The sequence below is a fragment of the Plebeiibacterium marinum genome (genome assembly GCF_026013615.1).
Classification (GTDB): Bacteria; Bacteroidota; Bacteroidia; order Bacteroidales; family Marinilabiliaceae; genus Saccharicrinis; species Saccharicrinis marinus_A.
Genome location: NZ_JAPDPI010000025.1, coordinates 53,143 through 75,840, shown reverse-complemented (window position 1 = coordinate 75,840; position 22,698 = coordinate 53,143). Strand labels below are relative to the sequence as shown.

The following is a 22,698-nucleotide window of genomic DNA, read 5'->3' as shown; positions in this document are numbered from 1 at the left end:
TCAACAGCTGGCTTCACCCTTCCAGCTCCAAATTCCTTACAACTCTATCCCATATTTATGGATTTTGTTGTATAGAGTCTTCCTGTCTACACCCAATATTCGGGCTGTTTTAGCCTTGTTATATTTGGTCTGCTCAAGGGTTTCCAATATTATTTCACGTTCTGATTTCTCTTTGGCATCTTTAAGCTGAACCGGGCTATTCTGCTCCGATACCTTAACTGGCTGCTTAATTTCGTGCGGAAGTTCTGCAACAGTAATCTCATCTCCCCGGCATAGCAACACAGCTCTTCTGATCACATTTCTGAGTTCCCTGAGGTTTCCCGGCCATTCGTAATTCTGGAAAATATCCTTTACTCCACTGCTGATAATAATGTTCTCTTTTCCGAATTCATTTAAGGCAAAATCCAGAAATTTATACCCATAAAATAAAATATCTTCTTTTCGTTCCCTGAGCGGCAGTATCTTAATCGAAAATTCATTTAATCTATGGTATAAATCCTCCCTGAACTTGCCACTAAATGAAGAACCTCTCAAATCCTCGTTTGTGGCAGCAATGATGCGGCACGATATAGGATACTCTTCATTTGCACCAAGCCTTCGGGCTTTTCGCTCCTGAATGGCACGAAGAAGCTTTACCTGCACATCATAGCTTAAGTTCCCAATCTCGTCAAGGAAAATTGTTCCGTTTTTTACCATTTCAAAATGGCCGCTTTTATCTTCCATCGCCCCTGTAAATGCACCTTTTTTATGTCCAAAAAGCTCACTTGATGCAATATCGGTATGCAAGGCGCCACAATCAACAGCCACAAAAGGTTCGCCATTTCGTGTACTCAGCTCATGTATTCGCTGTGCCACATATTCTTTCCCTACCCCGCTTTCGCCAAGTATTAAAACCGATAAATCGGTAGGTGCAATAAGTTCTATCTGCTGGTCGGCCTCCAGGGAGTGCCTGTTGATTCCACGTATATATTCTCCTTTGGGTACAGCTGATTTTTTCCTTGGGCTTTTCTTTTGCTTGTCGAATGCCCGGTTTATCACATGCAATAATTCATCAGGGTTTATCGGTTTGGCAATATATTCAAACGCTCCCAGTTTAATGGCATTAACTGCTACCCTGATATCGGAATAGGCCGTAATTAAAACAACAGGCGTGCTGGGGTTTTGCTTTTTTACTATAGGCAATAAATCCAAACCTGTAGCATTATCTAACCTGTAGTCGGTTAAAACCAGATCAATCTGATGCTCTTCTATCAGGCTTTGCGCATTATTGAAAGTACTGGCATATTGGGTTTTAAAGCCTTTACGCTTTAAAAAACCTTCTATCATCATGCCAAAAGAAGTATCATCGTCTACTATTAAAATAGTGTTCATGCAGTTTATAGTTAAATCTATTAGGCCGGATTTTATTTAAAAATAAACCAAAGGCCATTAAGTCGCCTAAAGATATGATGAAGTAATAAAAAAATGAATTCTCAGTATTAGTTTTTATCAAAATCAGGACAAAAAAAATGCGGGTCAACGTTTTGACCCGCAGCCTAGAACTACATTTAACTATATATGGTAACAATAGTCTAGCGTTAGTGGTACCTTTCAGTGTGTTGTGTGTGTTGTGCGTTGTGTGTTGTGCTGAATGATACCGTTATTGATATGTGATATGAGAAATTTTTCTATCTATCGTAAATTGTATAGCTTTTTAATACCCCCTTGTTGACTTCCCGTTTTTGTAATGATGCATCTTTTATAAGCACAATGCTTATCAATAAGAAAAGCGATGTTATAATTAGCGCCATTAATCTGTTAAAAACTGAAGTGTTCATTATTCTATATTTCTCATTTTGTTTGTACACCTAATCTATTGTGAAAATTATGCCATAAAAATTACAAATTTCACCACCAAGCCACATACACCTATATATCAACTCTTTATTATACATTTGTTATTGTGCCACAAATTGCCAGTTTATAGATTGTGTGGATTATATTCCACACTTTGGGGCGTCATTGTGTGGATTTTTACAAAAAATGTGTGGGCAGGTTCTGTTTCTGTTTCAGATAATGCGGGGAGTTAATTGCAATCTTGTTGAGCGTGTCTTCTAAATTCTAAATTTCTATTACGAAAATTCGCACCTACCTGTTGAATGCAATCTGGAAATTACTTACTTTTCCTGCCATGTTAATCAATGCACATACTCATCATTACACAGAAGGGCATATTTCGGTACTGAACTTCTATCCACATCAGGATACCCCAAAGGTAAATCCGAAACAAACATTGTTATCTTGCGGCATACATCCCTGGTATTTAAAATCATTAGATAACAATGATGCTTTGGCAAGGCTGACAGAATTGTGTTCGCAAAAAATGATTCATGCTATTGGTGAGTGCGGATTGGATAAGAACACCGATGATCTGTCATTACAAAAAAGCACTTTTATCAGGCAAATAGAATTGTCTGAAAAATACAAACTCCCCCTTATTGTCCATTCGGTAAGATGCCATCACCTGGTTCAGGAAATCAGGAAACAAACCCATTCCCGATGTCCCTGGATATTTCATGGTTTTACCGGATCATTTGAAATGGCTGATCAGCTTATAAAACAAAATATTTTTATTTCTTTGGGGTCATATTTATTACGCCAACCCGCAAAGGCAAAACTGCTTTTGAACAAGATTGACTTAAACTATGTTCTGTTTGAAACGGATGATAGCGATATTGATATTGAAGAAATATACAACAAAGCTTCGTTGCTTACAGGGAAAGCACAAACAGAGTTAGAAAAGATAACAGAATTAAACTTTAAGAAGATATTTTTTTAGGGATGGATTGGTTAGAACGCACAGAGCTGCTTATAGGAAGAGAAAAACTTGAAGAATTGAAGGACAAACATGTGTTGGTTGTTGGACTAGGTGGCGTTGGAGCCTATGCAGCAGAGCTAATTGCCCGTGCCGGCATAGGTAATATGACCATTGTTGATGGAGACATTATTAACGACAGTAACCGAAACAGGCAATTACCCGCACTTATTAGCTCAAAAGGGAAACCCAAAGCCCAAATTATGGGAGAACGCCTGCGGGATATTAACGATAGCTTACAGCTTGAAGTAATTAATGATTTTATTGATGAAGAAGGTTTTGCTTCTCTAATGGAAACCGGCTTTGACTATGTGGTGGATGCAATCGATACACTCTCTCCTAAAGTAGCCTTAATCCGCGAATCAGTGCAAAACAACATTCCTATAGTTTCATCAATGGGTGCCGGGGGCAAATTTGACCCTTCGCTTGTTGAAATTGCCGATATATCCAAGTCGAAATATTGCAACCTGGCACGAAAAGTACGGAAGCGCCTGTACCAGTTTGGCATCCGCAAAGGCATTCCTGTAGTATACTCCAGCGAGCAGGTGCCTAAAGAGTTTATTATAAAAACGGAGGGTGAAAGAAACAAAAAAACAACGGTGGGCACTATTTCGTATATGCCTCCAATATTTGGTTGTTTTGTAGCCAGCAAAGTAATAAGGGATTTGGTTGAAGGGAACAGGAAGTAGGTAGCTCCGGCAATTGGTTTGCTTTTGCTATCCTACTCTCTAATCAATAGTATTAAATTCCAATCAGATATTTACTTAACACGTATGTAAACATTTGGGACATTGCCCCAAATCTGTTTTACAACATTAACGAAAATATGGCAAAGGCAAATTCTCAATCCCTGCGGTATTTCCTTTTACCTCAGGCCAACCTCCTGTCCATTCAATTTTATCCAACATCAAAACCCTTCCCGAAGGGTTTGTTACATCAACAGCATGGTATAAAAACCAATCGTTCCCTTCATCATCAGATACAATTTCAGAGTTATGGCCAGTGCCAACAAAGCGCTCGTTTTTATGGATGATGATTTCATGATGGTTTTCCATCATAGGCAAACCCTCCTTATCGAGATATGGCCCTAATAGCTCTTCTGAACGGCCAACAACTGTTGTATATGTGCTGTTTACACCTTCGCAACAGGTTCCTGTTGATGCAAACATATAGTAGTATCCGTCCTTTTTATGGATATAAGTACCTTCATAAGCAGTGCCTGCAATTTGCACCTTCTCTGCTCCGGGCTTCACATTTAACCCGTCTTCTGATAATTCAACGGCATAAATACCCCTAAAGCTTCCCCAGAATAAATATTTACTCCCCTCATCTTCAATAAAAAACGGGTCGATAGAATTCTGAACATCAATTTCGTTACTTCGGAATAACTTGCCCTGATCGGTAAACGGGCCTTCAGGCTTATCGCTGGTTGCCACACCTACACCACAAGTCCATTCGCCACCCCAAACCGACATAGAATAATACATTACATATTCACCGTCAATCAGGTTGATATCCGGAGCCCAGATACCCCCTTTGGGCTCAAAGTCCGGACGGGTTTCATCGGTAAAAGCTGTACCCTTAAACACCCAATTAATTAAATCTGCCGACTGGTAAATGGGTACGTTTCGAACATCTTCTGTAGCATACAGATAAAAAGTCCCATCCCCTGTTTTAACAATTGTTGGATCCGGAAGACTTCTGTCTACAACCGGGTTGCTGTATGTTTTGCTTTCATTTGTTTTTTGCTCATGGCTATTACCAGAACAACCGGTAATAGCATAAACAAAGAACAAACAGAATATCAATTTTTTCATATTCTCTAATAAATTTGTATCAAGACACAAGTATCAGGTATCAAGATTAATGAATTGAGCTTTGAAGAAAAGAGAATTCAAAGCTTTAAATTCGTCATCTTGTGTGTTACATACCTTATCATGATGCTTTCATGTGTTTATAATATTATCATCCTATTTCTTCATAAACTCCTCTGCAGCACCCGGGGTCAACATCTCCCACAGTGAAGCAACAGTCCATCCCGGAGCAAAAATATCATTATAAAATCCTTTTCCGTTACGACCATAGTCCCAGTTTGTATGCTGAACAACCTCTGGATAATAACCTACATATGCAATGCCACACATATGCCCCTGATAAGGTAACAGCTGTAACATTGACGTATTTATAACCTTTGCATAGGCACTGAAATCCGGCTCATTTGTTTCTTTTGCCAGGTAATTCAATACATCGGCAAACTCAAAAATAAACACGTCAATATGGTTGTTTTCAACCGATACATTTCCCCACCCTCTGGATTTTAATCCAAGGTCGCCTAACATCTGACCTTTTGCAAAAGGAACATCCCACATGTAATACCATGAAAGTGCAAAATACGAAGACTTTTTAGCCATGGCAACATAATGGTCGTGTTGCTTACCTTTTGTAGCCAGTGCCAGGTAATACATTGCTGTGGAAGCATATAATGAAGCCTCTTTATCTTCACAGTTGGCATCCAGTGTTGAAGAAAAATAATCGGCCTTTGAAATCAATTCCGTTTCAAGATAATCTCCGGTTTTGATGGCACTTTTCAAAAATTCTTTATTCTTAAAGTATTTTGATGCCATTACTAAAGGCAACGTAGCAGAAGGAGTACTCCCCCCTGTTTTATCTACCAGCTCAAAGTTTCCTTTAAACTTGCGAGGGAAACTGCCATCCTCTTTTTGCAGTTTAAGGAAGTTATCCAGTATCACCAACATTCTCTTTTCCCACTCAGGATGTTTGCGGCCCTGTTTCTTTTCATAATCCAGGTATTTAAGCATCGCATACACGCCCTCAGACTGGCGGCGGATACTTAAAACCTTGTCTTCGAAATTTTTATGATAATTAATTGACTCCCTGAAGAAACCATCCGCACTAAATCCTTTTTTCAAATAACTGTCAAAAATGCTATTGGCAATACTTTTTAGCTTTTGGTTACCTGTTTGCTCAGCATACTCGAGCGCAAAAAACGCATTTAATAACACACGGCCAATAAACCCAACTTCGGCCCCGCCCATATCTTTACAATCGTTTATATGCAAATGGATGCCTGAAAAATAATTCAAGTCATCCGTTTCTTTATAACTATCAATAAAAAACTGCGACAGTGTTTCTTTCACCATATCAACCGAGTAATCCAGCTCCACAGGCTGAGGCTTATAATGGTTGAAACTATACGACCACACCTTTGAAACAAAATCGGAATAATCCTGAGCTTTACCTTTTTGAACAACCCAGCTTAGTGTTTTGGATTCACCCTTTTTAAGCTCTGAAAAAGCAACTACAGGAGGCGCCAGAGTCAGCTTTCTAATGTATGTTTTGGGCTCTTCGCGATAGGGAAATCCAAACGACAACCATGCATTTCCATCCATGTTTTCAAATCCGGTAAAACCCAAATCGCTTTCTCCAGAAAGAATCACTTCATCATAGTGTATTGCAGCATAGGCCGATTTCTTAATTTCATCGTTCCTTAAAACCGTGTAATAGTTACCTGTTGACTCATCCATTATTCCACATAAAGGTGAACTTAACCGGTCTTCGCGCACCAACCAGCTATCACTGGTATGAAATGAGGGTGCCTCTTTAGGTGAACGGAGATTCTTACGGTACCAGAAACCCGGCATTAAAAATTTACAGTTCTGGTGTATGGCATCCCCGGCTTTTACACTTTGCTTAAAATTAAAGAAAACGTTTTCTTTAGCCGTAACAGTTATTGAATAAACATAAGCACTGCCATCTTCTTTCAGCTGGCCTGATACAACAACAGGCAATTCACGGTCGGCAACATATTTAACAGAGCCATCCTGAGCATCCTCCTTAACTTTAAGGGTATAAGAATCGGCTAAATTCCCTGGTGTTTTAAGCATTAACTCTGCCTTAAACGTTTTTGTTTGCGCATTCAGGTTTCCCAACATCATAAAGAATCCTGCTACAAACATCGATAAAAAAAATCCAATTTTTAACTTCATAATTACTTACATCTTTAAATAAAATCCACAGTAAATATTTCTCTTCTCCAATAATTATCTAATTTTTTGCTATAATCCCATTGTCTATTGCCCAGCTTTCCCACACTTTAGATAATTCAGCTACTTTTTCCGGCATGGCTTCTGCCAGGTTTTTGGTTTCTGTATGGTCCTTTGTCAGATTGAACAGTTCCCAATTTTGTCCCGGCAACGCAGCCATCCGCCAATTACCCGTTCTAATGGCCTTACCTCCCTCGTGTTCCCAATAAAGGGTGTCATGAACAGTGCTTAACTTACCAGTAAACAAAGGCATCATACTCTTTCCCACAGGTTTTAAAGCCTTTTGCCCATTAATAGAATCGGGGTAATTGGCACCAGCTGCTTCCAGGCAGGTAGGCATAACATCAATTACATGAGCAACACTACGGTTTAAAGTGTTGGCCTGGCTGCTTAACTCTTTTGGCCAGTGAACAATAAACGGAGTGGCAGTCCCTCCCTGATACGACTCTTTTTTCCAATACCTAAAAGGTGTATTTGAAGCGCTAGCCCATGCATTTCCTATATAATTCCAGGTTGTTTTTGAACCAGGATTTGATGCATTGTACTCAATCATCACCGAATCCCTGGTAAACCCTGGCCTGTCGAACCCGGGCGGATACCCTCTTTCATATGAAGCTCCATTATCAGAAAGCACCATGATCAGGGTATTTTCATATTGGTTTGTTTCTTTGAGCTTTTGAATTAATTTCCCTACTCCCTGATCTACATGGTCTATCATGGCAGCATGAACCGACATACAGGCTGCCTCATATTCTTTATTGTCACAATCATCCCATTTTTTACCTGACGAATTTTCAGGTAGCGGATAGGTTTCCTGATCAACCAAACCCATTTCAACCATCCGCTGGTAACGATTTTTTCTTATTTCATCCCATCCGCACTTATAGGTATCCTTATATTTTTCAATATCTTCGGGCAAAGCATGCAAAGGCCAGTGGGGAGCTGTATGAGCTACATACAAAAAGAAGGGTTTATCATCCTTACTATATTGATCCAGCAAATCGAGCGATTTGTCAGTAATAAAATCAGTCATGTAAAAATCATCCGGCACTTCTTTAATGGGTTCTTCGTTGTGAACCAGACTAAACGGATCGAAGAAATTTACTACACCCCAGATATTTCCCCAATGCTCCTGAAAGCCCCGGTTACAGGGGTAATTCTCCAACGGAGAAAAAGGCCCATGGTCTGTTTGATTTGCCAGCCAACGTAACTGTTCATTATGGTTGTTTAAGGCTTTTGTTTGAGAAAGATGCCACTTACCTGTCATTCCCGTACTGTAACCGTTCTCCTTTAGCACTTCGGCAATGGTTGCCGTGTTCATACTCAAATTAACACCCATGCCATTGATGCCGGCTATGTGTGGGTATTGCCCTGTGAGCAAAGATGCCCTGGTTGGACAACAACGCGCACAGTTGTTCATTTGGGTAAAACGGATCCCATCCGTTGCCAACCGGTCAATATTTGGCGTATTGACTTCACCGCCATAACTCCCCAGGTCGGAATATCCCATATCATCCAACATAATAAGAAGGATATTAGGTCTTGGGGGTTTCGTTTCCTTTTTTTTACTAGTTATACATCCTGTAAACAGAATTGCTCCAAGTAAAAGTTTAACAATAGGTTTTATCATCTTATGTGTTTTTGTGTTATCCTGAATTCATCAATGCATTTATTACAATGCTAATCCCTGGAAATACCATCTCATTATAAAATACAACTACACCCGTAAAAACACTCATGGCAATTCAAACATTTTACCAGCTCCAAAGAACAATGTTTACCCATAGTAATGCTGGTATGGCAACTGTTTGGTGGGTGATATACAGTATGCAATTAGTACATTGACAAAACAAATAGCAAAGCAGCTAGACACTTGTATATTGAAATAGATATTTTACCTTTGATACTATCATATGATAGTATCATAATATTAAATCATGAAACCACCATACAATATAACCGGTAAAATACTTAAGCTAGTTGCATCAATTTCAGAAAAAATAGGTGAAGTAAATTCTGTACATTTAAATAAACCTCCAACAGAGTTAAGAAAGAAAAATCGAATTAAGAGCATTCATTCATCACTTGAAATAGAGGGAAATACACTGTCTATTGAACAAATTACTGCAATTGTCGAAAATAAAAGAGTGATTGGCCCAAAGAAAGATATTCTGGAAGTTAAAAATGCAATTGCTGTTTATGACTATTTGGACAATCTTAATCCATATAATTTTGAATCGTTTTGTGAAGCGCACGGAATGCTTATGAACGGACTTGTTGAATCGACAGGAAAATTAAGAAGTAAATCTGTAGGAATAGTAAAAGGTTCAGAAGTTGCACATATTGCACCTCCGAGTGAAATGCTCAGACCTTTAATGAAAGATTTATTTGATTATTTAAAAAATGATGATGATTTAGTTTTAATAAAAAGTTGTGTATTTCACTATGAAATGGAATTTATACATCCTTTTATAGATGGGAATGGTAGAATGGGTAGATTGTGGCAGACTTTGATTTTAAAAGATTCATATCCTGTATTTGAATACTTACCAATTGAAACATTAATAAAAGAACGACAAGAAGCATACTATGAATCACTTGGAAAATCTGATAATACAGGAGAATCAACTGTATTTATTGAATTTATGCTTGAAATCATTTTTAAATCACTTGTGGAATTATTGAATATTCAAAATATTAACTTAACCAATATTGACAGAATTAATTTATTCAAAACAATTGCCAAAAATGACTATTTTACAAGAAAGGAATACTTGAAGAATTTTAGGGAAATTTCTTCTGCAACAGCGAGTCGAGATTTGAAATTTGCATTTGAAAATGGTTTAATTGAAAAATTAGGTGATAAAAACACCACAAAATATAAATACAGATAAGAACTAACAAAGCTTAACAGCAGCTGATAGCCAATTCCGCAGCTCGTTCAGAAAGTGAGGATTGATTTTGAAAGTAGGTGATGTTTAGTGAGCGCAGTTGGATTTAGAAAGAAGCAGTAAAGGCCATGGCTGTACCGTTATGGGCAAGACAAAAAAAGACTCTAACATTAAGATATGAAACTATTTACGATTGATAAAGATGGAAAGTTTGTTCAATTCAAGGAGCAAGAATTTAAAGAGGAAAACAAAGAGATTGATTTGGAAATCTTACTTGAAAACAACCCTGAGTACTTCTTTGATAATTCCAAGATTCTTATAATTGGTAGACAAGTAACAACAAATCTGAACACATTCATTGATTTGCTTGGAGTTGACCAATTCGGAAATACCGTTGTGATTGAACTTAAACGAGGAAAAACGCCTCGTGAAACTCTTGCTCAACTGATTGAATACGCATCATTCATTGATAATCTTGATTATAACCAATTAAATGAAATTTATCAGGACTATTCCGGAGAAGATGCAAACTTAGAAGACTACCATCAAGAGTATTACAAATCTGATTCAGCAGATAAAGTATCATGGAATAAGAACTCTAAATTAGTGATTGTTGCATCCAACATAACACCTGAGATTAAACAAACAGCAATGTACTTGAGAAAAAAAGGACTTGATGTTTACTGCGTTGAATTTAAATATTTCGTCAATAACTCTGACAATAAGATGATTTCGAGCGATTTCGTTGTTGGAGATGAAGAATTTATAAGGACGAAAATTAGTTCATCTGCTCAACTTCCGAAAACCGATAAAGAGAAATTTTTAATAACATTGGATAAAAATGGAAAATTACTCTTTGACTCACTGTTCAAATTTGCTGAGCAAAAAGAACTTATCTTTCGTTGGGGGTCTAAAGGATTTTCATTAAATAAAACTTTTACAAACGGATTTGTTGGATTATGTTTTGGTTATCCACCTAATTCGGTTTATAAGCAAAGTATCTATACAGGATTTGAAGAGATTAATAAAAAGATAAAAAATGCAGAAACCGTGATTGACTTCTATAAATCTGAATTGGAAAAATTTGGCAAGTTTGAACAAGCAAAATCAAATTTAAAATGGGTGATTAATAAGGAAATCAACACACCTGATATTGAAAATTATTTGGACATTTTAAAACGAGTGATTGAAAAAATTGAAATGGAAGGATTAAAAATTGAATAAAGCCCAGCCCATACAGATTCTACTCTAAGCATAGTACATATCAGGCTTTTCCCTTTATACTTTGGTTTGGCTCTCTGTAAATTATTTTATTTCTCTACGGATTTCATTCTATAATTTTCCCTTCCTTGTTCTATGCCAAATACAACTGAAAAACACAATATGTTATATTTTTAACATTGTGTGATATTTATGTTTTAATTGTTAGTATTCTTTAGTATTAAAAAATAATGTCATAATTTTGCACCGAGATTTGATTATTATAAAAGATTTATTAAAAATCTATTTGTATGAAGGTATTAAAGTTTGGAGGAACATCAGTAGGTTCTGCCCAAAGAATAAAAGAGGTAGCTGCATTAGTTTGTAATGGTGAACAAAAAATTGTTGTATTGTCAGCCATGTCGGGAACTACCAATTGCTTGGTCGAAATTGCCAACTATCTTTACAAAAAAAACAACGATGGTGCTAACGAACTAATCAATGAATTAGAACAAAAGTACTATAACGAGATAGAAGATTTATACCAAACAGATGAGTATAAACAGCAGGCAAAGGAAATGATAGAATCGCATTTCGATTATATCAAATCGTTTACCATTGATGTTTTTACAGCTTTTGAAGAAAAAGCTATTCTGGCTCAGGGCGAGCTCATGTCAACAGCCATGTTTCAGTTTTACCTTGAAGAAAAAGGCGAAAACTCAACCTTAATACCGGCACTTGATTTTATGCGTATCGACAAGCATAACGAGCCCGACACAATATACATTAAAGAAAACAGCAACAAAGTTTTGGCCGACAACCCGGGCTTTAACATCTATGTAACCCAGGGATACATTTGCCGAAACGCTTTTGGTGAAATTGACAACCTGCAACGCGGGGGCAGCGATTACACGGCAAGCTTGATTGGGGCAGCCATAAGTGCTGATGAAATTCAAATATGGACCGACATTGACGGAATGCATAATAACGATCCCAGATATGTTGAAAATACGCACTCCGTTGCCAACCTGTCTTTTGACGAAGCGGCAGAGCTTGCCTATTTTGGTGCAAAAATTTTACACCCAACCAGCGTTCTTCCGGCAAAATTGGCCAATGTACCGGTACGTTTGTTAAATACCATGGAACCCAAAGCTGCCGGAACCCTGATTTCATCGAACCAGGAAAAAAACCGGATAACAGCAGTTGCTGCCAAGGACGATATTACTGCCATAAAAATTAAATCGGGACGGATGTTGTTGGCGTATGGTTTCCTCCGCAAAGTGTTCGAAATATTTGAAAGCTATAAAACTCCAATTGATATGATCAGCACCTCAGAGGTTGGAGTTTCTGTAACCATCGATAACAACAAGCACCTGGATGATATTGTTGACGACCTGAAAAAATTTGGAACAGTTGACATTGATACCGACCAGGTAATTATTTGCGTAGTTGGAGATTTGGTGGCCGACAAAGTGGGGTATGCCAATAAAATATTTGAAGCCTTAAAAGGGATTCCTATTCGTATGATTTCGTATGGAGGAAGCAACTATAACGTTTCGATACTTGTTGACAAAAAGTATAAAAAAGATGCATTAAATGCATTGAGTGATAAATTGTTTTAATTAGTAACAGGCGATGGAGAATCACTTTCCGGTAGAGAAGTTTCAGGCTATTGAAACTCCTTTTTATTATTACAACATGCAATTGCTTGAAGATACGCTTCAGGTTATTAAAGAAGAGTCTGAAAAATATGGCTATCACGTGCATTATGCAGTAAAGGCCAATGCCAATAAAAAAATTCTGGAAACCATAAATTCGTATGGATTAGGTGCAGATTGCGTAAGCGGGAATGAGGTTTCTGCTTCGATAGAGGCAGGGTTCCCTGGCAACAAAGTTGTATATGCCGGCGTTGGAAAAACTGACAAGGAAATTATAACCGGTTTAAAAAACAACATTGGCTGCTTTAATGTTGAGTCGATTCCAGAACTGGAGGTCATCAACGAATTGGCCGAAAAACAAGGCGTTGTGGCAAACGTGGCGTTAAGGATAAACCCTAACGTAAAAGCCAATACGCATCATTATATTACTACTGGACTTGAAGAGAACAAATTCGGAATATACATTTGGGATCTTGAAAAAGTTATGGATAAGATTGAAGAACTAGATCATGTAAACTTCAAGGGAATCCACTTTCATATCGGATCGCAAATAAACGATCTGGATTCATATAAGCAGTTATGTGTTCGTGTAAATGAGCTGCAGGAGCTATTTAAACAGCGCAGGGCTATTCCTCAAATTGTAAATGTAGGTGGAGGGCTAGGCATCGATTATGAAAATCCAGATGAAAACCCTATGCCGGATTTTAAAGCCTTTTTTAAGATTTTTGATGATTTTCTTGAATTGGAAGAAGGGCAGGAAGTGCATTTTGAACTGGGGCGTTCAGTGGTTTGCCAGTGCGGCACCCTTATATCAAAAGTTATTTACGTAAAAGAAGGGGTTAACACACATTTTGCCATTGTTGATGCAGGAATGAGCGATTTAATACGCCCGGCATTATACCAGGCATATCATAAAATTGAAAACTTAAGTTCTGATCAGGAAGATGAGAAATATGACGTTGTTGGCCCAATATGTGAATCGTCCGATTGCTTTGGAAAGGCAGTTACTTTGCCAAAAACCAGCAGAGGTGACATCATAGCCATCAGATCGGCCGGGGCTTATGGAGAGATTATGGCAAATCAGTACAACTTACGCCAACTACCAAAAGCTTTTTATTCTTCCGATTTATAAATTAAATTTGCATTCAAAATATTATTGATAATTTCAGGTGTGCTTCTGCACACCTTTTTTGTTGCATTTAACTATGTTTTATACCCTGTTTATTAATATTGGCAGCCTGTTTTTAATGATGTTACCCGGATATATTTTGATCCGCAAAAATATCCTGAGCACCTCTGCATTAAAAGATTTTAGCCACGTAATTGTAAAGGTACTTTATCCCTGCCTTATATTTAGCTCAATGACACGCAATTACACCATTGAAGGCGTTCTGGAATCGTGGCAACTACCTGTAGCGGCATTCATCATTCTGTTTGTAGGTTATATAATTGGATTAACTTATAATGGTTTTTTTGGAAGTACTAATGTGGAGAGCAAGAAAAGCATGTTGTTCCAATTTACAATTAACAATTATTCGTTTTTACCTTTAGCCATAATTGCAAAACTCTACGATGAAAGCCATATGGCCGCCCTGATTTTATCAACTTTAGGCTCGGAAATAACAGTATGGACATTAGGGATGGCCATATTAAATACAAAAGGGAAACGGTTTGATATCAAAAGTTTAAAGCACCTGTGGTCGCCACCGTTAGTAAGCATCTATTTTTCACTGGGAATACTATTGGGTATGCATGCATTAGGTACATCATTAAACCAAATTGTTAATCAACACGTAACCTTTAAATACATCAATCAAACCATTTACGAACTGGGAGAAGCCTGCATCCCATTATCGCTGATAATGATTGGTGGCCGGATGGGCAAAATAAACTTTGCAGATTTAAAATCAAAGAATTTATGGATAGTAACCTTGTTCCGGCTAATTATTGTACCCCTTGCAGCAGTCTTGGTCATTAAACTGATATTCCCCAACCATCCTTATCAAAATGTAATGCTCATTGTTTGCGTAATGCCTTGCGCTGTGGCAAGTCTGGTATTAGGAGAAATATATGGGGGCGATCAAAAATTGCTGAGCGGAACTGTTTTAATCACGCACATTGTAGCCTTAATTACAATACCAGCCTGGTTAATGTTTTTAATTTCAAAATGACGATACCACTTCCTTAAACTCCTTTAACAAGGATAAGTCCTTTTCAAAGGCATTTCCCACAACAATAATGTCAGCACCAGCCTCACAAGCATCTTTAACCTTTTCTTTTGTATTTAGGCCTCCTCCAACTATAAGCGGGATAGAAATATTCTGTTTAACTGCTGTTATCATATCCCGGGGAACCGGATTTAAAGCCCCGCTACCACCTTCGAGATATATAAGCTTTTGTCCCAACAATTCGCCTGCTATGGCTGTAGCCACTGCTATATCTGTTTTCGAAGCAGGGATAGGCTGAGTTTGGCTCATATATTCAACAGAAGTAGTAGTACCTCCCTCAATAAGGATGTAGCCCGTAGGAATTACTTCCATACCGGAACTTTTAATTACCGGCGCCGATGCCACATGGTTACCAATCAACAATTCTGGATTACGACCGGATATTAATGAGATAAAAAGAATTCCATCTGCATTTGGGGTCAATTGCAATAAACTACCGGGGAACAATAACACGGGAATATGAAGGTGTTTTTTCAGAATTTCAACGGTCGTTTCTGTTTTCTTAGTCACCAGGCTACCACCCACTAAAATTATATCAGGAGAAGCAGCTTCCATTGCGGTTATTATCTTTAACAGATTTTGCTCCGGAAACTTGTCGGGATCGATAAGAACTGCAAAAATCTTCCTTTTTGCCTTGATCTTTTTTAATACGTCATTTAAAATCATAACAATGTCCTTAACAATGATACACTAAATAAAACCCGTTTACAGTACTAAACCGATAACTCAATTCCACCTCTTTCTCTTTTCTGTATAACGCCTTTAGCTCTCCCTCTTCATCAAACTTAAAAGGCCTGCATACCAAATGCTCATTGAAAATAATACTTTGCTCATCAAACATTTTAAACATGGCTTCCTTTAAGCACCATATCAAGGTATAATATTCCACACGCTGGCCTTCTGGTATAAATTGCTGTTCATCCAAACTAACAAAGCGCTCATATACCCTTTGAACCCTATCCGAAGGATATTCAATATCAATACCGGCATATTGTCCTTTGGACAACACAATGGCCGCATAACCTTTTGTATGACTGATGCTCAGGTTATAATCCGCATTTTGCAATACAGGTTTGCCTGAATCCTGATAATCAATTTCCGGGGTAATACCCAAAACTTCTTTAATCAGGCAGCGCGTTGCCAAAAACTCCGCTTTCCTTTTATCTAATTTAAATGAAGAAACCCTGGATAATTCACAGTCTCTTAATGCCAGTTCTTCGAGCAGCTCTTCAACGGGTTCAGTAATTTGCCATACCGCCACAATTCCACCATTGTGGCAATCTTTTTTAAATAATAACGGCATTAGTTATCTGATAACGATTTCCACTCAAAAGTTTCCATCAGGTGATAAATATCTTCTTTAACAAAATCAACAACCGGAGCCAAAGAATCCTTGTTTGGGATAACATTAAAATACAAAGACCCCCTCAGGAAGTTCCTTACACTGTCCGTCAGAAAAAACTGAACCGACGAGGCTGCATCTCCCTTAATATCATATAATATCCCATACACCTTTTTTTCAGGAGCCTCAAATAATTTTTCCCCTATGGCATCTGCTTTTATGGAGTGCTTATAGGCCAACCGCCTGCTATCTTCAAGAATTTCTCTCAGGTTATTGTCCACGCTTTTGTAGCTTAGGTGAATCTTGCCCCTATACTCAGGATATTCAATATTTATCCAATAGGCCTCTGCTGACGGGGATCTATCTTTTGCGATTTTTGTGTATTCCGGATACTCAAAGGAATATGGGAATCCATGTTGCAAAGTGTCATATTCATGTTCCGGGAAGTTTATCCTAAAATAGCCCCTGGGCTTAGGTGTGCTAACTTCCTTACACTGCACACTCAAAAAAGCGAATAAACACAATACCAACTGTATCCTTAAAAATTTCATTTTAATTTGCATCCCGCCTTTACTTCTTTTGATTTTTATGTTCGTATCTAACCTTTATAATCCTTCTGGAATCAACAGAAATAATTGTAAAATAGTGCTTTTTATAGTTTATCTGTTCATTTTTGTCAGGGATCTCTCCCTTCATCTCCAGAATCATCCCTGCTAATGTTTCAGCCTCTCCCCTAACCTCTTTAAAGCTGTCTTCACTAATTTCTGTTACCTTAATAAAATCGTTTAGCAATATCTTTCCTTCAAAAATAATGCTCCCGTCGGGCTGCAACGCATAAAGAGCTTCCTCATCGTCCATTTCATCACTTATTTCACCTACAATCTCCTCTAAAATATCTTCTAAAGAAACAATTCCGGAGGTGCCTCCATACTCATCAACCACAATAGCCAGGTGAATTTTGTTTAATTGAAATTCTTCCAATAAGTCGTCAATCTTCTTTGTTTCCGGGATAAAATAAGGCGCCCGCATTAATTTTTGCCAGGTAAAATCCTCTTTTTCATTAAGGTATGACAACAAGTCCTTCACATATAATACACCTTTAACATTATCCGGAGTGTTTTCAAAAATCGGGATCCTACTGTAACCGGATTCAATAATCACCTGAAGTACTTTATTATAATTGCTCGATATATCAATATCAATAACGTCAACCCTGGCAGTCATAATTTCTGCAGCATTGATGTTACCAAACTTCACGATACCCTCAAGAATTTCCTTTTCATCTGAGATTTCATCACTAGTCAGTTCAAGGGCATGGGAAATATCATCCAGAGATATTGATGCCGATTTTTTTGCGATCCTTCTGTTGACAAAACCAGTAGTGCTAACCAAAACAAAACTTAACGGACTAAACACCCCTTTGATCAACATAATTGGATAAGCCATTACTTCTGCAAATTTCTTCGAAAATTTTGAAGCATAAACCTTTGGCAATATTTCACCAAAAAAAAGAATGATTGCAGTGATTCCAAAAACCTCGATAAAATACTTTATCCAATCGTTTTCCTCAAAAAGAACTAAAGAACTGGTAATATAGGCCGATAATATTACAATCCCTACGTTAACAAAGTTATTTCCGATAAGGATTGTTGCCAGTAACTGTTCAGGGTTTTTCAGGTGTTTCAGTATCTTTCTGCTATTTTTATTTTTCAATGCCTCAATCTCCTGTATATCTTTTGGTGTCAAGGAAAAAAAAGCCACCTCAGAGCCTGATAGCAGGGCAGAAAAACACAACAATACAATCAATGCCAAAAGAGAAATCGACGTGCCTATAGTTAACGGTAGAAATTTAACCGTTAACAGGTTTGAAAAAATATCTGAGATAATCAGGTCCGTTTCCAAGCTTCAAACAATTAAATAAATACTAGAATGGAAGATCATCTTGTTCTGTAGACTCACCTAAAATATCATCATTCCCCATTGGGTTCTGAACCGGAGCCTGAGGCATATTATTTTGCATTGGCTGCGCCTGTGCTGCTGGATTAGCAGAAACACCACCACTTGCCTGATTATCTGCCTTACGACCTAAAAACTGGAAATTATCAGCATAAACCTCTGTTACATACCTTTTGTTACCATCTTTATCGTCATACGACCTGGTTCTTATCTTGCCTTCAACAAATATCTGGGTCCCTTTTTTCACATAACTTTCAACCACTTTGGCCAATCCGCCCCAAACAACAATGTTATGCCACTCTGTCCTATCTGGTACTTGCTGACCTGCACTTGTAGTAAACCCCCTTTCGGTGGTTGCCAAAGGGAAATTTGCAACTGCCCTGTCATTTTCAAAATATCTTACTTCAGGATCTTTCCCAACGTTTCCAATTAAAATTACCTTATTTACTGACATTTAATTCTTTATTACTATTAAAATTAAGAATGATAAAAATACAAAACTTAAATTCGAATACAAATATACCATAATATGTATTTGTGATAGATTTTTTAATGGTTGATCTTTTGAATTTTGACAATACACAAACCCCATATTATATCAAAACTTTTACCTTAGAAAGTCATCTTACTTTAAAATCCTTCAAATACCTTTCGAGAGGCTTGGGAAATGCAAGATTTCCTAAATCAGACATACTTACAATTTCATACCCACTAACATCATTAGCACCAAGCTTTTCAACCTCAACCTCAATAAACTGTATATATAATTTTTGGTGCGTGAGCTTATGGGTACACCTATCAACTCTCTTTATATTTTTACTTCCGTTATACAGGCCTAATAAATCAGGCATCATATCTTCCACACCAGTTTCTTCTTTCGTTTCATTTAAAACAAATTGATACAGCCCTTGCCAAATATCCTTCATTACCCTTTTTTGGATAAGAGTATTTCCATAGGCATCATGTACAAAAAAGAAATTCAAATACCTTTCTTTCACCTTTTGTTTCTTTTCCTTTACCGGCAAAACATCCACCTTACCATGTCTGCTTGCGTAACATTGTGCGGCAAAAATACAGCTTGCACAATTGGCTTGCTTCGGCGTGCAATGCAAGGCTCCAAACTCCATCAAAGCCTGGTTAAACAAACCACTCTCCCCACCATCATTCAACTCATGGGCTAATTTTTCAAATTGTTTCTTCCCCTGAGCAGTATTTATCGGCGTATCTACTCCAAATAACCGACTTAAAACCCTGAATACATTTCCATCAACCACTGTTTGGTGTTCATTAAAACAGATTGAACTAATAGCCGCCGCTGTATAACTGCCAATACCTTTTAATTTAATAAGTTCGTGATATGAATCGGGAAAAATACCGTCCATTTTGTATGCAACAACTTTTGCTGTATGATGCATATTTCTAGCTCTTGAATAATATCCCAATCCCTGCCAAACCCTAAGCAGCTCATCCTCATCGGCATTGGCCAATGCATGTACATCAGGATACTTTTCCACCAATTTACAATAATAGCTTAATCCTTGATTTACACGGGTTTGCTGCAATATAATTTCAGATATCCATATACGATAAGGATCCCTTGTGTTTCGCCAGGGAAGGTCGCGCTTATGCTGTTTATACCACAATATCAGGTTACTACTGAATCTCATTGAACAATTAAATTTTGTCAAAAATAAGCGTTTTGTTTTTTTTTATATCGAAATCATTTTATCTTTGCAGTCTGAAATTTTTGAAAATTAATGTAATTAATTGATAATAAATAATTTTAAAGAGAGATGACAAAGGCTGATATCGTAAACGAGATTTCGAAGAATACTGGAATAGAAAAAGTTACAGTACAGAAGACTATTGAAGCTTTCATGGATACTATTAAAGGTTCATTAGTTAAAGGAAAGAATGTTTATTTACGTGGATTTGGAAGTTTCATCGTTAAGGAAAGAGCGGAAAAAACTGCTCGTAACATTTCTAAAAACACAACAATCATCATTCCTAAGCACTTTATTCCAGCTTTCAAGCCTTCAAAGAGCTTCGTTACTAAGGTAAAGAACAACGTGAAGTAATTGGTTATTAATAAGTAAAAAAGTTAAGTTATGCCAAGCGGTAAAAAAAGAAAAAGACATAAGATGGCTACGCACAAGCGTAAGAAAAGGCTAAGAAAAAACAGGCATAAGAAGAAGAAGTAATCTTCGCCATTTTATTTAAAAGCATTTCAAAGAACAAACATTCAATTTTAAATGTTTGTTCTTTGTTTTATGTACACATTGCATACCTGATATAAATGTATATTAGGTGAAATAGAATTTATTGTAATACCTACTATTGTGAGTGCAGAACTATTTGTAGATGTATCTCCCGACGAGCTTTCAATTGCATTGCTCGAAGACAGAAGGTTAGTTGAGTTAAGACGCGAACAAAGCAACGTACAATTTACGGTTGGAGACGTTTACCTGGGAAAGGTAAAAAAAATCATGCCGGGATTAAATGCTGCTTTTGTAGATGTTGGTTACGAAAAAGATGCTTTTTTGCATTACTTAGATCTTGGACCCCAATTTCGTACTCTGAAAAAATTTCTCAACATGACCAAAACTGCCAAAAAGGGAGGAGTTGCCTTACACAAGCTAAAGTCTGATCCGGACATCGATAAAAACGGTACCATTTCAGACGTTCTATCAGTAGGTCAGGAAGTATTGGTGCAAATAGCCAAGGAACCCATTTCAACAAAAGGGCCAAGGCTTACTTCCGAATTGTCAATTGCAGGACGAAATTTGGTGTTAATGCCATTTTCAGACAAGGTATCGGTCAGCCAAAAGATAAAATCATCTGAAGAAAGAAACCGTCTGAAAAAATTATTACAAAGCATTAAGCCCAAAAACTTTGGAGTTATCGTCCGAACTGTGGCAGAAGGCAAAAGAGTTGCTGAACTGGATAAAGAACTAAAAACACTTTGTCGTCGATGGGATGAATCCACTTCAAAACTTTTCAACCTCAAGCCACGAGCATTGGTTATTGGTGAGATTGGCCGTACCTCTGCCATTCTCAGGGACATTATGAGCCCCTCGTTTAACAGCATATACATTTCAGACAAAGAAATGTGCAAAGAGGTAAGAGAGTATGTGGGTTTAATTTCACCCGAGAGAGAAAAAATTGTGAAAGAATTCAAAGGCGACGTTCCTTTGTTTGATCAATTTGGAATTGAAAAACAGATTAAAACACTTTTTGGGAAAACGGTTTCTTTTAAAAGTGGAGCATATCTTATTATTGAACACACCGAGGCTCTGCATGTTATAGACGTCAATAGCGGAAACAGGGCCAAAACCGCTGCCAACCAGGAAAACAACGCCCTTGAGGTAAATCTGGCTGCAGCAGACGAAATTGCCCGTCAATTAAGGTTACGAGACATGGGGGGCATTATTGTTGTCGATTTTATTGATATGCAAAAGTCAGAACACAGACAAAAGGTGTTCGAACGCATGAAGGAAGCTATGAATGCAGACAGAACCAAACATAACATACTTCCTCTTAGTAAGTTCGGCCTGATGCAAATCACCCGTCAGCGTGTTCGACCTGAATTGGCCATTGAAACCAATGAAACGTGCCCAACTTGTTTTGGCACAGGAAAAATTGCACCAGCTATCCTACTGGAAGAAAAATTGGAAAACAGCATTAGAAATGCTGTTGAAGGACAAAAGAAGAAAAAATTGACCCTGAAGGTCCACCCTTATTTAGGGGCTTATTTGAAAAAAGGTTTTCCATCAACATTGTTAAAATGGAAAATGAAATATTCATTTGGGCTTAAACTAGCACCTTCCGCCTCATTAAGCTTTTTGGAGTACAAGATCTTAGATGAAAATAAAAAAAAGGTTGACCTGTAGGTCAACCTTTTTCTTTATCAATACATAGTTTTAATTCAAACTTATATCTCCCAGATCCTTATTCTTTTCGTCCTCTTGCTCTTCCTTATATTTACCTCCCAAAAAAGCCAAAAAGTTCCCAAACGCCTTTATAGCCTCCTGTGTTCCTTCAGACACTTCTTTCCCTTGTAATTTTAGCAAAAACTGACTATAAATTCCCGTAAGGCACAACTCGATTTCATTGCTCAGCTTTTTACCTGTTTTTTCATCAAATTCATTGATAAAAGGTAGCGTTGCATTATATATATGCCTATAGGCAATCTCAGAACTTTCCTTCAGCAAATCAACATGTAGCCTGTTAAGATCATTTACCAGGTTTGAGATTACCTGCAAATGGCCTTTTTCCTTAATCTGCTCCATTTTCATCATCTCAATAAGGTTATCGTACCATTCAATGGTTTCATCCACCAATTCGCCTGATATGCCATATTGTGGGATAATTCCTTCTTTTATGGCATCAATATCGAATTGATATGCCCGGATCAGGTCTTCCACCTGCCACATATACAAAATATACTCTACAATATTACTCTTTCTTTTTTCTCTTGCTACAATCATGTCCTCAGTTATCAATTT

At 37.5% G+C, this 22,698-nt stretch carries 20 protein-coding genes; 9 read left to right on the top strand and 11 right to left on the bottom strand.

Annotation, left to right across the window (positions count from 1 at the left end; all coding sequences use genetic code 11):
* Positions 1-36 precede the first annotated feature (36 nt).
* Entirely contained in the window at positions 37-1,371 is a 1,335-nt protein-coding gene (locus tag OM074_RS12980) for a sigma-54-dependent transcriptional regulator (protein ID WP_301200073.1), read from the bottom strand.
* A gap of 763 nt (positions 1,372-2,134) precedes the next feature.
* On the opposite strand from OM074_RS12980, the gene OM074_RS12975 reads away from it, so the two are divergent.
* A complete protein-coding gene (locus OM074_RS12975) occupies positions 2,135-2,818 on the top strand; it encodes a TatD family hydrolase (RefSeq protein WP_301200071.1) in 684 nt (227 codons plus the stop codon).
* A gap of 2 nt (positions 2,819-2,820) precedes the next feature.
* Positions 2,821-3,543 (top strand): tRNA threonylcarbamoyladenosine dehydratase, encoded by a 723-nt coding sequence (locus tag OM074_RS12970; protein ID WP_301200069.1) that lies wholly within the window; start codon positions 2,821-2,823, stop codon positions 3,541-3,543.
* A 126-nt stretch (positions 3,544-3,669) separates the two neighbouring features.
* Here OM074_RS12970 and OM074_RS12965 read toward each other — a convergent pair whose 3' ends face one another.
* The 3 genes from OM074_RS12965 to OM074_RS12955 all read right to left on the bottom strand — a co-directional run bounded on the left by OM074_RS12965 (position 3,670) and on the right by OM074_RS12955 (position 8,548).
* On the bottom strand, positions 3,670-4,671 hold the full coding sequence (locus OM074_RS12965; protein ID WP_301200067.1) for a family 43 glycosylhydrolase: 1,002 nt from the start codon (positions 4,669-4,671) through the stop codon (positions 3,670-3,672).
* Between the two features lie 153 nt (positions 4,672-4,824).
* The gene (locus OM074_RS12960) at positions 4,825-6,861 is read right to left on the bottom strand and encodes a hypothetical protein (protein ID WP_301200065.1); all 2,037 of its coding nucleotides are present in this window, start codon (positions 6,859-6,861) and stop codon (positions 4,825-4,827) included.
* A gap of 58 nt (positions 6,862-6,919) precedes the next feature.
* On the bottom strand, positions 6,920-8,548 hold the full coding sequence (locus OM074_RS12955) for an arylsulfatase (RefSeq protein WP_301200063.1): 1,629 nt from the start codon (positions 8,546-8,548) through the stop codon (positions 6,920-6,922).
* Between the two features lie 307 nt (positions 8,549-8,855).
* Here OM074_RS12955 and OM074_RS12950 point away from each other — a divergent pair, with 307 nt between their 5' ends.
* From OM074_RS12950 to OM074_RS12930, 5 genes are all read left to right on the top strand, one after another.
* Complete coding sequence (locus tag OM074_RS12950) at positions 8,856-9,812, top strand: Fic family protein (protein ID WP_301200061.1); 957 nt, start codon at positions 8,856-8,858, stop codon at positions 9,810-9,812.
* 174 nt (positions 9,813-9,986) lie between these two features.
* Positions 9,987-11,033 carry a hypothetical protein gene (locus OM074_RS12945; protein ID WP_301200059.1) on the top strand — a complete coding sequence of 349 codons (1,047 nt, stop codon included), beginning with the start codon at positions 9,987-9,989 and terminating at the stop codon, positions 11,031-11,033.
* A 287-nt stretch (positions 11,034-11,320) separates the two neighbouring features.
* Positions 11,321-12,631, top strand: a complete 1,311-nt coding sequence (locus OM074_RS12940; RefSeq protein WP_301200057.1) for an aspartate kinase — start codon at positions 11,321-11,323, stop codon at positions 12,629-12,631.
* A 13-nt stretch (positions 12,632-12,644) separates the two neighbouring features.
* Complete coding sequence (lysA, locus tag OM074_RS12935) at positions 12,645-13,799, top strand: diaminopimelate decarboxylase (protein ID WP_301200056.1); 1,155 nt, start codon at positions 12,645-12,647, stop codon at positions 13,797-13,799.
* 73 nt (positions 13,800-13,872) lie between these two features.
* Positions 13,873-14,838 carry an AEC family transporter gene (locus tag OM074_RS12930; RefSeq protein ID WP_301200054.1) on the top strand — a complete coding sequence of 322 codons (966 nt, stop codon included), beginning with the start codon at positions 13,873-13,875 and terminating at the stop codon, positions 14,836-14,838.
* Here OM074_RS12930 and OM074_RS12925 read toward each other — a convergent pair.
* The 6 genes from OM074_RS12925 to mutY form a co-directional block, all read right to left on the bottom strand.
* Positions 14,830-15,561 carry a phosphoglycerol geranylgeranyltransferase gene (locus OM074_RS12925; RefSeq protein ID WP_301200052.1) on the bottom strand — a complete coding sequence of 244 codons (732 nt, stop codon included), beginning with the start codon at positions 15,559-15,561 and terminating at the stop codon, positions 14,830-14,832. The genes OM074_RS12930 and OM074_RS12925 overlap by 9 nt on opposite strands.
* Positions 15,562-15,571: 10 nt before the next feature.
* Positions 15,572-16,198 carry a 4'-phosphopantetheinyl transferase family protein gene (locus tag OM074_RS12920; RefSeq protein ID WP_301200051.1) on the bottom strand — a complete coding sequence of 209 codons (627 nt, stop codon included), beginning with the start codon at positions 16,196-16,198 and terminating at the stop codon, positions 15,572-15,574.
* Positions 16,198-16,788 (bottom strand): gliding motility lipoprotein GldD, encoded by a 591-nt coding sequence (gene gldD / locus OM074_RS12915; protein WP_301200049.1) that lies wholly within the window; start codon positions 16,786-16,788, stop codon positions 16,198-16,200. The genes OM074_RS12920 and gldD overlap by 1 nt, the downstream gene beginning before the upstream one ends.
* 19 nt (positions 16,789-16,807) lie before the next feature.
* On the bottom strand, positions 16,808-18,139 hold the full coding sequence (gldE, locus tag OM074_RS12910; RefSeq protein WP_301200047.1) for a gliding motility-associated protein GldE: 1,332 nt from the start codon (positions 18,137-18,139) through the stop codon (positions 16,808-16,810).
* Positions 18,140-18,161: 22 nt separating this feature from the next.
* On the bottom strand, positions 18,162-18,647 hold the full coding sequence (locus OM074_RS12905; RefSeq protein ID WP_301200045.1) for a single-stranded DNA-binding protein: 486 nt from the start codon (positions 18,645-18,647) through the stop codon (positions 18,162-18,164).
* 166 nt (positions 18,648-18,813) lie between these two features.
* Positions 18,814-19,860, bottom strand: coding sequence for an A/G-specific adenine glycosylase (gene mutY, locus OM074_RS12900; RefSeq protein ID WP_301200043.1), 1,047 nt, complete (start codon positions 19,858-19,860; stop codon positions 18,814-18,816).
* A gap of 126 nt (positions 19,861-19,986) precedes the next feature.
* On the opposite strand from mutY, the gene OM074_RS12895 reads away from it, so the two are divergent.
* A complete protein-coding gene (locus OM074_RS12895) occupies positions 19,987-20,271 on the top strand; it encodes an HU family DNA-binding protein (RefSeq protein ID WP_301200041.1) in 285 nt (94 codons plus the stop codon).
* Positions 20,272-20,532: 261 nt separating this feature from the next.
* Positions 20,533-22,083 carry an Rne/Rng family ribonuclease gene (locus OM074_RS12890; RefSeq protein ID WP_301200039.1) on the top strand — a complete coding sequence of 517 codons (1,551 nt, stop codon included), beginning with the start codon at positions 20,533-20,535 and terminating at the stop codon, positions 22,081-22,083.
* A gap of 30 nt (positions 22,084-22,113) precedes the next feature.
* Here OM074_RS12890 and OM074_RS12885 read toward each other — a convergent pair whose 3' ends face one another.
* Positions 22,114-22,680 carry a DUF4924 family protein gene (locus OM074_RS12885; protein ID WP_301200037.1) on the bottom strand — a complete coding sequence of 189 codons (567 nt, stop codon included), beginning with the start codon at positions 22,678-22,680 and terminating at the stop codon, positions 22,114-22,116.
* Positions 22,681-22,698: the final 18 nt, after the last annotated feature.